This is a genomic window from Chiayiivirga flava (genome assembly GCF_014202825.1).
Lineage (GTDB): Bacteria > Pseudomonadota > Gammaproteobacteria > Xanthomonadales > Xanthomonadaceae > Chiayiivirga > Chiayiivirga flava.
The window spans coordinates 415,295-429,124 of sequence record NZ_JACHHP010000002.1 but is presented as its reverse complement, the minus strand read 5'-3'; the positions used below and the strand labels follow the sequence as shown (position 1 = coordinate 429,124).

The 13,830-nt window shown below is 68.6% G+C and carries 13 protein-coding genes; 6 read left to right on the top strand and 7 right to left on the bottom strand.

Annotation, left to right across the window (positions count from 1 at the left end; translation table 11 throughout):
- The first annotated feature begins 41 nt into the window (after positions 1-41).
- Together HNQ52_RS06370 and HNQ52_RS06365 are read left to right on the top strand one after the other, a co-directional pair.
- Positions 42-740: an SDR family oxidoreductase gene (locus HNQ52_RS06370; RefSeq protein ID WP_183960276.1), complete on the top strand. Its 699-nt coding sequence runs from the start codon at positions 42-44 to the stop codon at positions 738-740.
- Entirely contained in the window at positions 737-1,528 is a 792-nt protein-coding gene (locus tag HNQ52_RS06365; protein ID WP_183960275.1) for a hypothetical protein, read from the top strand. Before HNQ52_RS06370 ends, HNQ52_RS06365 begins: the two co-directional genes overlap by 4 nt.
- Before the next feature lie 193 nt (positions 1,529-1,721).
- Here HNQ52_RS06365 and HNQ52_RS17675 read toward each other — a convergent pair whose 3' ends face one another.
- The gene (locus tag HNQ52_RS17675) at positions 1,722-4,544 is read right to left on the bottom strand and encodes a thrombospondin type 3 repeat-containing protein (protein WP_183960274.1); all 2,823 of its coding nucleotides are present in this window, start codon (positions 4,542-4,544) and stop codon (positions 1,722-1,724) included.
- Between the two features lie 80 nt (positions 4,545-4,624).
- Positions 4,625-4,936: a hypothetical protein gene (locus tag HNQ52_RS06355; protein ID WP_183960273.1), complete on the bottom strand. Its 312-nt coding sequence runs from the start codon at positions 4,934-4,936 to the stop codon at positions 4,625-4,627.
- Here HNQ52_RS06355 and HNQ52_RS06350 point away from each other — a divergent pair.
- The 3 genes from HNQ52_RS06350 (at position 4,925) to HNQ52_RS06340 (ending at position 7,068) form a co-directional block, all read left to right on the top strand.
- Positions 4,925-5,848: a LysR family transcriptional regulator gene (locus tag HNQ52_RS06350; protein ID WP_183960272.1), complete on the top strand. Its 924-nt coding sequence runs from the start codon at positions 4,925-4,927 to the stop codon at positions 5,846-5,848. The genes HNQ52_RS06355 and HNQ52_RS06350 overlap by 12 nt on opposite strands.
- Positions 5,849-5,904: 56 nt before the next feature.
- On the top strand, positions 5,905-6,384 hold the full coding sequence (trmL, locus tag HNQ52_RS06345; protein WP_183960271.1) for a tRNA (uridine(34)/cytosine(34)/5-carboxymethylaminomethyluridine(34)-2'-O)-methyltransferase TrmL: 480 nt from the start codon (positions 5,905-5,907) through the stop codon (positions 6,382-6,384).
- Between the two features lie 117 nt (positions 6,385-6,501).
- Positions 6,502-7,068, top strand: coding sequence for an outer membrane beta-barrel protein (locus tag HNQ52_RS06340; RefSeq protein WP_183960270.1), 567 nt, complete (start codon positions 6,502-6,504; stop codon positions 7,066-7,068).
- 105 nt (positions 7,069-7,173) lie between these two features.
- On the opposite strand, the gene HNQ52_RS06335 is transcribed toward HNQ52_RS06340, so the two are convergent.
- The 4 genes from HNQ52_RS06335 to HNQ52_RS06320 form a co-directional block, all read right to left on the bottom strand.
- Positions 7,174-8,136 (bottom strand): class I SAM-dependent methyltransferase, encoded by a 963-nt coding sequence (locus tag HNQ52_RS06335; RefSeq protein WP_246387632.1) that lies wholly within the window; start codon positions 8,134-8,136, stop codon positions 7,174-7,176.
- 67 nt (positions 8,137-8,203) lie between these two features.
- On the bottom strand, positions 8,204-9,964 hold the full coding sequence (gene aceK, locus HNQ52_RS06330; RefSeq protein ID WP_183960269.1) for a bifunctional isocitrate dehydrogenase kinase/phosphatase: 1,761 nt from the start codon (positions 9,962-9,964) through the stop codon (positions 8,204-8,206).
- A gap of 121 nt (positions 9,965-10,085) precedes the next feature.
- Complete coding sequence (gene cls, locus HNQ52_RS06325; RefSeq protein ID WP_183960714.1) at positions 10,086-11,348, bottom strand: cardiolipin synthase; 1,263 nt, start codon at positions 11,346-11,348, stop codon at positions 10,086-10,088.
- Positions 11,349-11,571: 223 nt separating this feature from the next.
- A complete protein-coding gene (locus tag HNQ52_RS06320; protein WP_183960268.1) occupies positions 11,572-11,769 on the bottom strand; it encodes a hypothetical protein in 198 nt (65 codons plus the stop codon).
- A gap of 303 nt (positions 11,770-12,072) precedes the next feature.
- On the opposite strand from HNQ52_RS06320, the gene HNQ52_RS06315 reads away from it, so the two are divergent.
- On the top strand, positions 12,073-12,387 hold the full coding sequence (locus tag HNQ52_RS06315; RefSeq protein ID WP_183960267.1) for a hypothetical protein: 315 nt from the start codon (positions 12,073-12,075) through the stop codon (positions 12,385-12,387).
- Positions 12,388-12,452: 65 nt separating this feature from the next.
- On the opposite strand, the gene icd is transcribed toward HNQ52_RS06315, so the two are convergent.
- On the bottom strand, positions 12,453-13,751 hold the full coding sequence (gene icd, locus HNQ52_RS06310) for an NADP-dependent isocitrate dehydrogenase (protein WP_183960266.1): 1,299 nt from the start codon (positions 13,749-13,751) through the stop codon (positions 12,453-12,455).
- Between the last annotated feature and the right edge of the window lie 79 nt (positions 13,752-13,830).

The following is a 13,830-nucleotide window of genomic DNA, read 5'->3' as shown; positions in this document are numbered from 1 at the left end:
GGCGCCAACCCGGCCGTGTGCCGTCGTTTACGGAGGCTTCCATGCAACGCATCCTCATCACCGGTGCCAACCGCGGCCTCGGCCTGGAGTTCGCCACCCAGCTGCTGGCGCGCGGGGCGCATGTCGTCGCCACCTGCCGCGATCCGGCAAAGGCCAACGCGCTCAACCATCTTGCGGCCGCACACCCGGGCCGGCTGCACGTGCTGCCGCTCGACGTGTCGCAACCGGCGACGATCGACGAACTCGTGCGCGAGACCGCGCTCGTGTTCGACGGTCTCGACACGTTGATCAACAACGCCGGCGTGCTGGTCCCGGGCGAGCGCTTCGGCAGCCTCGATGTGCAGACGATGGAGCACACGTTCCGGGTCAACGCGGTCGGACCGGTGCTGGTGACGCAGGCGTGTGCCGATCTGCTGCGCCGCGGCACCACGCCGAAAGTCGCCAACGTCAGCAGCCAGCTCGGCTCGATCGGCCACTGCGGCAGCTTCGGCACGCCGAGTTATTCGATCTCGAAGGCCGCGCTGAACATGGGCATGGTGCAACTCGCGCACGCGCTGGAGCCGGACGGCATCCCGGTGTTGCTGCTGCACCCGGGCTGGGCGCGCACCGACATGGGCGGCCCGAACGCACAGGTGGACCCGGCCGTGGCGGTGGCCGGCATGCTGCGCGAGATCGACGCCCTCACGCTCAAGACCAGCGGTCGCTTCCGCGACTGGCAGGGTCACGACCTGCCCTGGTGATCCGCGTTCGCCTCCTCGCACTCGCACTCGCCGGCGCGACGCTGCCGGCACCGAACGCGTCGGCCGAATTCGTCGAAACGCGTGGCGACGCCGTCGGCATCGAGAGCGGCGTGCCGCTCTACACCGAGCATCACGTGGTGCGACGCGAGCGTGGCGTCGCGCGCGAACGCATCGTGCTCTACCGCTGTCCGGACGGCCGCGCCTTCGGGCGCAAGACGCTCGACTACGGCGATACGCCCGCCACGCCCGCGTTCCGCATGGAGGACGCGCACGTCGGCTATGTCGAAGGCGCGCGGCACGCGGACGACGGACTCGTGGCGTTTTTCGGCTTCGCCGCCGACGGCGCGCCGGCCGAAGTGGCGATCCCGCGCGGGCCGTCGCTGGTGGTGGACGCGGGGTTCGACGAGTTCATCCGCAGCCGCTGGGATGCGCTGCAGGCGGGCGAGACGCTGACGATCGATTTCCTCGTGCCCAGCCGCGGCAAGGCGTATGCGTTCGAGCTCGTGAAGCTGCGCGAGCAAACGTTGCAGGGGATGCCGGCGAGCGTGTTCCGCCTGTCCCTGGACGGTCTGCTCGGCTGGTTTGCCTCCGACATCGACGTGGCCTACCGCAACAGCGACCGCCGCCTGATGCGGTTCGAAGGACTCACGAGCGTGCGCGTGGACCGGCGCGCCAACCTGCCCGCACGCATCGATTTTCCGCTCGATGCCGAACGCGTGGTGACGGACGAGAGGTGGCGGGCGTTGCGCGACGAACCGCTGACCGACTGCCCGCCGGCCATGCCCTGACCCACGGAAGACCGGCACGCGGCGGAGCGGGGCTGCAGGCAGCGCGCAGCCGGTAGCCGGCAGCGGCAAAAAAGAACCCCGGCGCGCGGCCGGGGCAAGAGGGGAAGCGGCCACGATGCAGAACGCGGCCGTTGCCTGGGAGTCCGGGTGGGGGCGGGAGATCCGTCTCCCGCCCGCCCGAGGGCATCTCGTCTTACAGGACGACGATGTCTTCGAAACCGTCGCGGAAGATCGGACACACGCCCTCGGTCTGTTCCGGGTCGAGCGGACAGGCGTCGGTGCGGTCGCCTTCGCCGTCGTTGTCGTCGTCGTCGTCGCAGGCGTCGCCCAGGCCGTCGCCGTCGGTGTCGCGCTGGTCGAGGTTGGATGCCACCGGGCAGTTGTCGGCGTCGTTGTTCACGCTGTCGCCATCGAGGTCGTCGTCGCAGCTGTCGCCGACGCCGTCGCCGTCCAGGTCGGCCTGATCCACGTTCGCGACGAGGGTGCAGTTGTCGGAAAGGTCGCCGATGCCGTCGTTGTCGTCGTCGTTGTCGCAGGCATCGCCCTGGCCGTCGCCGTCGCTGTCCACCTGGTTGCCGTTGGCGGTGAGCGGGCAGTTGTCGCCGTCGTTCGGCACGCCGTCGCCGTCGGTATCGCCGTCGCAGGCGTCGCCGGTGCCGTCGCTGTCCTCGTCGGCCTGGTCGGGATTGGGCACCAGCGGGCAGTTGTCGCCCGGCTCGGTGACGCCGTCACCGTCGCGGTCGTTGTCGCAGGCGTCGCCGAAGCCGTCGCCGTCGCCGTCACCCTGGCCCGGGTTCACGATCAGCGGGCAGTTGTCGTTGCCGTTTTCGATCCCGTCGCCATCGCGGTCGGCGTCGCACGCATCGCCCGTGCCGTCGCCATCGGTGTCGCGCTGGTCTTCGTTGGCCGCGAGCGGGCAATTGTCCTGCCCGTTGTCGATGCCGTCGCCATCGCTGTCGCCGTCGCAGGCGTTGCCGACGCCGTCGTTGTCGGTGTCCACCTGGTCGGCATTGCCCACGAGCGGGCAGTTGTCGGCGAGGTCGAGCACACCGTCGTTGTCGTCGTCGCCGTCGCAGATGTCGCCCAGACCGTCGCCGTCGTTGTCCTGCTGCGTCGGGTTCGGGATCAGGATGCAGTTGTCGCTGTCGTCGGGGAACCCGTCGCCGTCGTTGTCCGGTTCGCAGGCATCGCCGATGCCGTCGCCGTCGGCGTCGGACTGGCCCGGGTTGACGTTGATCGGGCAGTTGTCGTCGCCGTCGGGAATGCCGTCGTCGTCGCTGTCGTCGGTTTCGCAGGCGTTGCCGATGCCGTCGTTGTCGTCGTCTTCCTGGCCCGGGTTGCCGGTGATCGGGCAGTTGTCGTCGCCGTCGGGCACGCCGTCGTTGTCGTCGTCGTCGTCGCAGGCGTCGCCCACGCCGTCGCCGTCGGTGTCGAGCTGGTCCGGATTGGGGACGAGTGGGCAGTTGTCGCCGCCGTCGTCTTCGCCGTCGTCGTCGTCGTCGTTGTCGCAGGCGTCGCCGAGGCCGTCGCCGTCGGTGTCGAGCTGGTCGGGATTCGCGACCAGCGGGCAGTTGTCGGTGTCGTCCGGCGTGCCGTCGCCGTCGCCGTCCTCCTCGCAGGCATCGCCTATGCCGTCGCCGTCGCCGTCTTCCTGGCCCGGATTGGGCACCAGCGGGCAGTTGTCGGTGTCGTCGGGGACGCCGTCGCCATCGCCATCGCCTTCGCAGACGTTGCCGATGCCGTTGCTGTCGTCGTCTTCCTGGCCCGGATTGGCGGTGAACGGGCAGTTGTCGTCGCCGTCGGGCACGCCGTCGTTGTCGTCGTCGTCGTCGCAGGCGTCACCGGTGCCGTCGCCGTCGGTGTCGATCTGGTTCGGATCGGAGACCAGCGGGCAGACGTCGTCGCCATCGGGCACGCCGTCGTTGTCGTCGTCGTCGTCGCAGGCATCGCCGACGCCGTCGCCGTCGCTGTCGATCTGGTCGGGATTGGCCACCAGCGGGCAGTTGTCGCCGCCGTCGTCTTCGCCGTCGCCGTCGTCGTCGTTGTCGCAGGCGTCGCCCAGGCCGTCGCCGTCGGTGTCGCTCTGGTCGGGGTTGGCGATCGCCGGGCAGTTGTCGTCGCCGTCCGGCACGCCGTCGTTGTCGCCGTCGTCGTCGCAGGCATCGCCGATGCCGTCGCCGTCGCTGTCCTGCTGCCCGGGGTTGGGGATCAGCGGACAGTTGTCGATGTCGTTGGGTGTTCCGTCGCCGTCGCTGTCTTCGCAGCCGTCGAGGGTGGCGCCGGCGCTGCCCAGGATAATGTCGCCGGTCAGCACCCCCAGCACATTCAGTCGAATGTGCAACGCGTTGACGCGGATGCTGTTGCCCGACACCACCTGCTCGTTGGCGACGATCCGCACCACGCCGAGCACGTTTGCGACCACGGTGTTCGGTGCCGGATTGGCGGCCAGCGGCACCGCCACGCCCTGCAGCACGAGGTTGGCGCCGGTGAGGTTGCTGCTGCCGGACAGCTGCGCCGCGTTGTTCACGCAGACGGCGCTGGCCTGCGCGACGATCGCGTCGGCCTCGAGGTTGAGCAGGTTCGGCAGGAGCACCGGAATGTTGATGCCGAGGCTGGTGTCGTCCACGCGGCCGGTGGCGTCGGCCGATTCGGCCGCGGTCGAGCCGTCGGCGGTGGCCGACGCGGCGCCGATGTCGAGCAGCGTGCCGAGGCTGACGTCGAGCGTGGTGGCGTTTTTGTCGTAGTCCGGCGGCGCGACGCCGTTGACCCCGGCCGGTGCCTTGGCCAGGTTCAGCGGTGCGCCGAGCAGGGTCAGCGTCGCGGCGGCGCCGTACCCTTCGCTGCTCGCGGCCTGGGCCGCCCGGGCGCTGTCGATGCCCAGCAGCGACAGTGCCGTGGCGAAGGCCGCCACGGCGCCCAGTCGCAGCAGGGGCCGGAGACGGACGGTGGTGATGTCGGAGCAGCCGCGGCGCGGTTGCCCCGCGGATGCCAGGTGGTCGCAATACTCACGCTTCATGGTCTTTCCTCCCCTGTTGAGGGCGCCGAAAGCCCGGTCACGCGAGTATTCGCGCAGTGCCGGGGGTTTGCGCTTTCACGCTAACGCGGCGTAAATGCACCGACCAATGAAACAAATTCATGCGGCGATGAAGGGATTTTCGCGGGCGGCGCCGCCGCGACCGGTGCCGCCGCGCCGCGCTCGGGCAAAACGGTTGATTTTTCGGGGATGTGATGAATATCGCAGTCGCCGATCCGGTTCGGAGACCTGCATCGCAGATAATTTCGCGGTAATCTGAAACAATCGTTCAACATTTCTGTGACGGGCTCCACACCGCGGTCATGCCGGAACAGCACCTGCACCTGCAACGACGTTCGATGCTGCGCGTCCAGCAGCTGGACATGCTGCTGCATCTGGTGGAAAACGGGTCGATCAGCAGTACGGCCGAAAAACTCGGGCTGACCCAGTCGGCGGTCACCAAATCGCTGAAGGAACTCGAATCGGGCTTCGGCGTGCGCCTGTTCGACCGTACCTCGCGCGGCCTGCATCCGACCGTGTACGGCGAAGTGCTGGAACGGTTCGCCCACGACGTGATGATCGGCCTGCAGTCGGCCTTCGAAACCATCCGCGCCTTGCGCCTGGGCGAACGCGGCCACGTGGCGGTGGGAATGGTGCCCGGGGCGAGCCAGCGGCTGGTCGCGCGGGCGCTGCAACGGGTGCGGGCCAGCACGCCGGAACTGTCGATCGAGTTGCAGGTGGAGGGCTCGGATGTCCTGCTCGATGCGCTCGGCGCCGGCTACATCGATTTCGCCCTCGTGCACCCGTCCGCCGCGATGGACCTGGAGCGCTTCGAGTATGTGCCGGCCGGCAACGAGCACGTGCACGCGCTCGTGCATCCCGCCCACCCGCAGCTGTGTGCCGACGGCGCCAGCGGCGTGGCGCTGATGGACTGCGCCTGGGCGCTGCCGGCGCGCGACGAGCCGCTGCGCCAGCTGGCCGAGGCGGCGATGGTGACGGCGGGGTTCCCGTTCCCCAGCGATGTCATCGAGCTGCCGCTGCACGCCGGTGCGGCGGAACTGGCGCGCACGCTCGATCTGATCGTGCTGTTGCCGCACTCGCTGGCCGAGCCCTATCTGCAGCGCGGGCTGCTGCAGGCCATCGCGCTGCCGTTCGAGATGCCGCCGTTGCCGTTCGGCCTGCTGCGCGCGCGTCACGCCGATCCCAGCGCGGGCGCCTGTGCGGTGCTGCGCGAGTTGCTGCAGGCCATCGCGCCGGACCGGGACGAGCCCGCCGCCGACGTGCGCCAGGCAGCGCGCGGCGGCTGAACGCGGCCGGGCGCGGGTCGGCTGCAACGCGTACGTCGAGGGCGGATAATCGCCCGATGCTGCACGTCGTGCTGTTCGAACCCGAGATCCCGCCCAACACCGGCAACGTCATCCGGCTGTGCGCGAACGCCGGTGCGCGCCTGCATCTGATCGAACCGCTGGGGTTTGCGCTCGATGACGCCAGACTGCGCCGCGCCGGGCTCGACTACCACGAATACGCGCAGCTGCAGGTGCATGCGGACTTCGCGGCCTTCCTCGCCGCGGTGAACCCGGCGCGCGTATTCGCGTTCTCCACGCGCGGCACGGTGCGTTACGACCGCATCGCCTACCGTGCCGACGATGCGTTGCTGTTCGGTCCGGAAACACGCGGCCTGCCGGACGCGCTGTGGCAGCGCATCGCACCGGACTGCCGGCTGCGGCTGCCGATGCGGCCGCATAACCGCAGCCTCAACCTCTCCAACGCGGTGGCGGTGACGGTGTACGAGGCCTGGCGCCAGAACGACTTCGCGGACGCGTCGGAACGTAACGAATCCTGAACATTTCCCTGTGCCATCCGTCATTTCGGCACGCAAGTTCAGGCCTGCGTTACTCCCCCGCCCGCATCCTGCGCCCCGGCCATCGACGGCCGGGAACACTTCTGACGGAGATTCACCATGAAACGCACCCTCACTGCCCTGGCCCTCGCACTCGCACTGCCGTTCGGCGCGCAGGCGGCCGATCTGAGCTATAGCTACATCGAAGGCGGCTGGCAGAAGTTCGACATCGACGGCGGCACCAATTCCGACGGCTGGGTGGCCAACGGTTCGGCCGCACTGGGCGAGAATTTCCACATCTACGGCGGCTACGGCCAGAGCGAACTGGACAACACAAGCATCGACGCCGACACCTGGCGCCTGGGCGTGGGCTGGAACACCGGCATCAGCGACAACAGCGATCTGGTCGTCCGCGCAAACTACGTGGAAGCCTCGGTGGACATCCCGGTGCTCGGTGATGTGAAGTCGGACGGCTACGAAGCCGAAGTCGGCGTGCGCTCCGCGTTCGGCGACCGCTTCGAAACGTACGCGGCGGCGGGCTACATCGACATCGAAAGCGGCTCGGGCGACTTCTACGGCAAGCTCGGCGGCCAGTACAAGTTCACCCCGGCGTTCGGCATCGTGGCGCAGGCCACCCTGGCCGATGGCGGCAACGAGTATTTCGTGGGGCCGCGCCTCAGCTTCTGACGGTTGTGTTGTCCTGTTGCATCGAAGCCGCCGGGAAACCGGCGGCTTTTTTGTGCGCTGCGGGCGGCCGGACGCGCGCCGCGCTTGCCGCGAACGCGCGCAGCGTCACGGCTTCACGAACTTGAGCGTCATGCGATCCGATTCGCCGATCGCGGCGTACTTCGCACGGTCCTTGTCCCCGAGCGCGTAGCTCGGCGGCAGCGTCCAGACGCCGTCGGGATAGTCCTTGGTGTCCTTGGGGTTGGCGTTGATCTCGCTCCTGCCGACCATGCGAAAACCCGCCGCCGTCGCGAGTTCGATGATCTGCTGCTCGGTGACGTAACCCAGCACGCCGTCGGTGGCGGGTCCGGGATTGGCACGGTGGTCCACGATGCCGAGCGTGCCGCCGGATTCGAGCACGTCGAAGAAGCCCTTGAAGTACGCCGGCGCATCGCCTTCGGCGATCCAGTTGTGGGCGTTGCGGAAGCTCAACACCATGTCGGCGGAACCGGGCTTGCCGAACACCGGCTGGTCGGGGTTGTATTTGCGCAGCAGCGGGCGCGTGGCGTCGTAGCTGCTGCGGTCGGACGCGAAGCGCTGCTTGAGCGCCGCATTGTCCTTGGCCACGTAGGCCGGCACGCCCGGCAGCGTGTCGTCGACGACGGCGGCATAGTAGCTGCCCATCGATTTCACCATCGGCGACAGGATGGCGGAATACCAGCCGGTGCCGGGATCGATCTCGATGATGTTCTTGCCGCGGTCGATGCCGAAGAACTGCAGCGTTTCCATCGGATGGCGGAACTGGTCGCGCGCGCGTTCGGCGGCGGTGCGCTGGGGCCCGACGAGCACCTTCTGCAGGCGTGAGTCCGCGGTGGCCTGGGTGATCGGCACCTGCGGCGGCTGACGCGGCTGCACCGCGGTCACGGCCGGGCCGTCGCGGGTGGCCGGTGCCTTGTCGGCCTGCGCGTCGGCCTGGGTCGGCGCCGGCGCCTCGTCGTCCGAGCACGCGGCAAGGCCACCGGCGAGCAACGCGGCGGCAAGCGCCAGGGACAACATAGTGGTGCCGGACGGTCGATCGGTGGATAACATGAGGGCTCCTGCTCGATTGCGTGAAAGCGGCGGCGGCGCGCGCGCCGCGGAAAATCCGGAATGCGCGTCAGACGGCGACCGTCGCGGGCAGGTTCGACCCCCGCGGCGGCGCGGGAGTTCCCCCGATCCGCGCCGACTCCGGATACGGCGGCACGTCGGTGTGCTGCGAGTCTGCCAGACCGCGCTGCAGATCGATCCACCAGCGCACGTCGAAGATCTCGCCGTGCGCGGCCAGCAGCGCCTCCTGCTGCGCCGGCGTCAGGCCGAGGAAGCGCGGGAACTGTTCGGGAAACACGTCGCGCTCGTCGACGTGATACCACGCGCCGTGGTGCATCTCCTCGTCGTCGGTGGTGGCCTGCGGCAGGCGGCGGAAACGGCAGTCGCGCACCAGGCACAGTTCGTCGTAGTCGTAGAAGATCGCGCGGCGGTTGCGCGTGATGCCGAAGTTCTTGAGCAGCAGGTCGCCGGGAAAGATGTCGCTGCGCGCGAGATCCTTGATCGCCTGGCCGTAGTCGACGACCGCGCGCAACGCATCGTCCGGCGCCACCTCGCGCAGATAGAGGTTGAGCGGCCGCAACCTGCGCTCGACGTAGCAGTGCGACACCACGATATCGTCGCCGTCCTCGTACACGCTGAGGCGGCAGCCGTCGAGCAGTTCGGCCAGCAGGGGCGCCTCGAATTGCCGCCTGGCGAAACGCAGGTAGCGGAACTCCTGCGCATCGACCAACCGCCCCGCGCGATCGTGGCGCGACACGATGCGGTATTTCTCGACCACCTCCTCGCGCGCCATCTCCTTCGGCCAGGCGAAGCGGTCGCGGATGAGCTTGAACACCAGCGGATACGAGGGCAGCGTGAACACCAGCATCACCATGCCGCGTTCGCCGTCGGCATGGCGGAAGCGCTCGTCCGGATGCTGCTGCAGGTGGTGGAAGAAGTTGCGGTAGCGCTCGGTCTTGCCCTGCTTGGCGCGCCCGAGCACGGTGTAGAGCTCGTCCACGGGCTTCTTCGGCAGCAGCGCACGCAGGAAGACCACGGCATCGCCGACGGTGGGAAGGTCGGCGAAGAAGTAACTGCGGGTGAAGCCGAAGACCTGCGCCAGATGGTCGCGATCGGTCAGCACCGCGTCCACGACCAAGCCGTCCGGCCCGTGCGCGAGCGCGATCGTGAACGGCGTGTGTTGCGTCTCGCCCAACGCGCGGCCGACGAGGAAGGCGCGGTGTTCGCGGAAGAACACCGTTTCGAGCAGCTCCAGCGCCACCAGTGGGCGCTCACCCCATGTGGCGAAGCGCGCAGCGATGCACGCCGCCATCGCCCCGGCGCAGCGCGCGGCGTGCGCGTACGGCACGTCGAACGCGTAGCCTGCGAGCACGCGTTCGAACACCGCGGCAAGATCGCCGTGCACGGCGTAGTTGTGGCGCGCGACCGGATGCGTGATGCGGTCGGTGGGCTCGATGTCCAGCGCGACGAATTCGATGGCCGGGTCGACCCCGCGCGTGCGGAAGAAGCGCCGGGTGAGCGTGTTGAAGTAGGTCTTGTACAGCTCCTGGTCGAGCAGCGGCGCAATCTGCGCGGCGAACGCGTCGCGGATCGCCTGCCACAGCGCGCGCTCCTGCGCGCGCTCGCCGAGCGCGGCGTCGAGCCAGGCCTGGGTCTGCGCCACGCTCACGTCGTACAGCTCGATGCGTTCGACGAGGTCGGCGCGCATGCCGCTCCAGTCGCGTGCCTCGAAACGCGGCCGCGCACGGCGCGTGATCGCGGCGAAGCGCGCGTTGTAGTCGTCGAAGCCGTCGCGGATGCGCGCGGCGACGCCGGAAGCCAGGACATGCATGCGGTGGGCCGGTGCCGGGGTAACGCGATCTTACGCGGGGAGCGCGTGCGGATTCGTCCCGCACTGTCCCGGATTGCTTCAGTGCGCGATCGGGTGCGCGCCGCGCGATCCCCGGGCCCGCTCAGAGCTGGGACTTGAACAGCGACGCCACACGTTCGCGCAGGCGCTGGCTCCAGGGGCGGGCCTGCCATTGCTCGAACGTGATCCTGCGCGTGTGAGCCAGATCGTTTTCGAAACTTGCGGTCATCTGCGCCGCGAACCGGGTGTCGTAGACGTTGAGGCTCGCCTCGTCGTTGAGCCGAAACGAGCGCGCATCGAAGTTCGTCGAGCCGACCGAAACCAGATAGCCGTCCACCACGAGCGCCTTGCAGTGGTACATCGTCGGCGTGTACTCGTGGATCGCGATGCCGGCCTGCAACAGGCGCCCCCACTGGGCCTGCGATGCCCAGCGCACGGTGTCGGCGTCGATGTGTTCCCCGGGCACGATCACGCGCACCCGCACGCCGCGTCCGGCCGCCGCCAGCAGCGCGTCCAGCGCGAGTTCGTCGGGCACGAAGTACGCGGCCTTGATGTCGATGCTGGTGCGCGCCGCCGCGATCGCCATGAGGTACATCAGCTGCATGCTCTCGCTGCCGCCGGTGGGCGAACTGGAGAACATCTGCGCGGGCATGCCGTCGGCGGGTTCGAGCCTGGGAAAATAGGCCTCGCCCTGCAGCACCTCGCCGGTGGTCTTGATCCAGTTGTCCATGAAGGTGGACTGGATCTGCGCCACCACCGGACCCTCGATGCGGAAATGCATGTCGCGCCAGTGGTCGGGGTCCTGCGCGTTTCCCTGCCATTGGTCGGCGATGCCGACCCCGCCGGTGAAACCGATACGTCCGTCCACCACGAGCAGCTTGCGGTGGGTGCGGTTGTTCATGCGCGCGATGTGGTACCAGTGCAAGGGGTGGTAACGCTCGACCTGCACGCCGGCGTCGACCATCGTGTCGAGCAGCGTCTGTTCCATCTTCACGCTGCCGACCCAGTCGAGCAGCACATGCACGGCGACGCCGCCGCGGGCGCGCTCGGCGAGTGCCTGCGCCATCTCCCGGCCAATGTCGCCGGACCAGTAGATGTACGTCTCGAAGGTGATGCTGCGTTGCGCGGCGCGCACGGCCTCCAGCATCGCAGGGAAAATTTCCTCGCCGTTCTGCAGCGCTTCCACCTTGTTGCCGGCGATGATCCCGGGCCCGAGCAATACGCTCATCTCGCGCAGGAACTGCGGATCGCCACTGGCCGGCGCATGGGTGATGCGGCGTTCGATCTTTTTCTCGGGCGGTGCGAAGTTCAGCGCGACGAGCACCAGCAGCGAAGTGACCACGCATGTGACGATGATGGCGAACATCTTCCCCCGACGTTGCATGAAAGATCCTGGCGCTGTGGAACGCCGCGGGCGCGGCAACGCACGCCCGTCCGCGGCGCGGGTGATCCGCAGGCGCGCCCCCGCGCCGGCGAAGGGCTGAGCACCACGCGCTTCGCTGTCAGGCGAACGCCGCCGGCAGGCCGGGCGCGTGGGGCATCAGGTGGTGGCGGCGCGCGCCGCCGTAACGCGACGACGCGCGGCCGGCTCAGTGGTCGCGCGAGTAGGTGCGCGCTTCGCGCGCGCCGGCACGCTCGCGGCGGACGCGCTCGCGGTCGCGCCGCAGCGAGTGGCGCAGCGAATTGAACGCCATCATCTCGTCGTCGCCATGCTGGAAGACGATTTCGTGGAGACGGGATTCGACGCGACGGCGATCGTGTTCGACGGCAAGGCGGTTGCGGCTCATGGTGACGCTCCGGCGGCAGGTGAACGGTGGCGGCAACGCGTTATCAACTTCCGTGCCAGAGTTCGGTCGCGCGCCAATGCGCGATTTTTCGTGGGCGTGGACGCGATGCGCCGCTCGGGGCGCCCCGGGTTCAGCGCAATGCGCATTCCCGCAGTGCGTGCTCGATGCAATTTGCATCCCGGCTTGCGAGCGGCGCGCGGCGGTATGCCGCGCTTGGCGTGCCGCCCGCGGCGTGGCACGAATCGTGAAATGGTCTCGGGCGACGCGCAGCCGCGCGATCCCACCCCTTCCAGGAGCCACCGCATGAACACCCACTCGGTCACCGAATCGGCGAAGTCCCTTGCCAACGGCGCCAGCCGCGAACTGCAGGCCGTCAACCGCCGCGTGGCGCAGGCGTCCACCGATCTTGCGCACGTGGTGAGCGAGCAGGGAACGGCGTTGATGCAGAACGCCGCCGCCGGCCTGCGCACGGCGAGCCGCAGCGCGAAGCAGCACCCGTGGATCGCGTCCGCGGCGGTGGTGGCGGGTCTGGCGGCGCTGGGCGGGTACCTGTTCTCGCGCCGCGTGCGCCAGCAGCAGGCGCCAGCACCGCGTCGCAGGCGCAATGCGGCGTCCTGAGCCAGCGCGCCGACCACAAAAAGGCCGCCTTCCGGCGGCCTTTTTTGTCACGCTTCGGTCGAGCCTCAGAGTGCCTTGATCAGCTCGTCGGCGAATTCCGAGCACTTCACTTCCTTCGCCCCGTCCATCAGACGCGCGAAATCGTAGGTGACGGTCTTGTTGCCGATGGCGATATCCATCGCGCGCAGGATCGCGTCCGCGGCCTCGGTCCAGCCCATGTAGCGCAGCATCATCTCGCCCGACAGGATCACCGAGCCGGGATTGACCTTGTCCAGGCCCGCGTACTTGGGCGCGGTGCCGTGCGTGGCTTCGAACACGGCGTGGCCGGTGACATAGTTGATGTTGCCGCCGGGTGCGATGCCGATGCCGCCGACCTGCGCGGCGAGCGCGTCGGAGAGATAGTCGCCGTTGAGGTTGAGCGTTGCGATCACGTCGAACTCGTTCGGACGGGTGAGCACCTGCTGCAGCGTGATGTCGGCGATCGCATCCTTGATGATGATCTTTCCGGCCGCGATCGCGGCCTTCTGCTCGTCGTTCGCGGCGGCTTCGCCGGACGCGGCCTTGGTGTCTTCCCACTGGTCCCAGGTGTAGACCTTGTCGCCGAATTCGCGCTGCGCCAGGGCGTAACCCCAGTTGCGGAACGCGCCCTCGGTGTACTTCATGATGTTGCCCTTGTGCACGAGCGTGACCGACTTGCGGTTGAACGCGATCGCGTACTCGATGGCCGCACGGACCAGGCGCTCGGTCCCGTCCTTCGACACGGCCTTGATGCCGATGCCGGAGGTCTCGGGGAAGCGGATCTTGCCGTATTCCTTCGGGAACGCGGCCTTGAACGCGTCGAGGAACTTCCTGTTGGCCTCGGAGCCGGCCTCGAATTCGATGCCGGCGTAGATGTCTTCGCAGTTCTCGCGGAAGATCACCATGTCGACCTGGTCGGGACGCTTCACCGGGCTCGGCACGCCCTTGAACCAGCGCACCGGGCGCAGGCAGGTGTAGAGGTCGAGCATCTGGCGCAGCGCGACGTTGAGCGAGCGGATGCCGCCGCCGATCGGCGTGGTCAGCGGGCCCTTGATCGAGACGAGGTAGTCGCGGCAGGCCTGCACGGTGGCGTCCGGCAGCCAGGTGCCGAACCGGTTGTTGGCCTTTTCGCCGGCGAAGATTTCCATCCAGTGGATCTTGCGCTTGCCGCCGTAGGCTTTTTCCACCGCAGCGTCGAACACGCGCACCGAGGCGGCCCAGATGTCGGCGCCGGTGCCGTCGCCTTCGATGAAGGGAACGATGGGGTTCTCGGGAACGTGGAGCACGCCGTTGCTGATGGTGATCTTGGCGCCGCCGGCGGGCGGGGTGAGGGTCGGTTCGGCCATGGTGCACTCCCGGATGGTTGCCGCGCGGCAGGCATGCGCGCGATCGATGGATAACGCGCCATTGTCGCGGGTTACGGGC

Coding starts and splice junctions, on each gene's coding strand:
- HNQ52_RS06335 (WP_246387632.1), bottom strand. CDS start 8,136: ATGTTATCCACCGATCGACCGTCCGGCACCACTATGTTGTCCCTGGCG.
- trmL (WP_183960271.1), top strand. CDS start 5,905: ATGCTGCACGTCGTGCTGTTCGAACCCGAGATCCCGCCCAACACCGGC.
- HNQ52_RS06340 (WP_183960270.1), top strand. CDS start 6,502: ATGAAACGCACCCTCACTGCCCTGGCCCTCGCACTCGCACTGCCGTTC.
- HNQ52_RS06320 (WP_183960268.1), bottom strand. CDS start 11,769: ATGAGCCGCAACCGCCTTGCCGTCGAACACGATCGCCGTCGCGTCGAA.
- icd (WP_183960266.1), bottom strand. CDS start 13,751: ATGGCCGAACCGACCCTCACCCCGCCCGCCGGCGGCGCCAAGATCACC.
- HNQ52_RS06315 (WP_183960267.1), top strand. CDS start 12,073: ATGAACACCCACTCGGTCACCGAATCGGCGAAGTCCCTTGCCAACGGC.
- HNQ52_RS17675 (WP_183960274.1), bottom strand. CDS start 4,544: ATGAAGCGTGAGTATTGCGACCACCTGGCATCCGCGGGGCAACCGCGC.
- HNQ52_RS06370 (WP_183960276.1), top strand. CDS start 42: ATGCAACGCATCCTCATCACCGGTGCCAACCGCGGCCTCGGCCTGGAG.
- HNQ52_RS06355 (WP_183960273.1), bottom strand. CDS start 4,936: ATGCAGCAGCATGTCCAGCTGCTGGACGCGCAGCATCGAACGTCGTTG.
- HNQ52_RS06350 (WP_183960272.1), top strand. CDS start 4,925: ATGCTGCTGCATCTGGTGGAAAACGGGTCGATCAGCAGTACGGCCGAA.
- aceK (WP_183960269.1), bottom strand. CDS start 9,964: ATGCATGTCCTGGCTTCCGGCGTCGCCGCGCGCATCCGCGACGGCTTC.
- cls (WP_183960714.1), bottom strand. CDS start 11,348: ATGTTCGCCATCATCGTCACATGCGTGGTCACTTCGCTGCTGGTGCTC.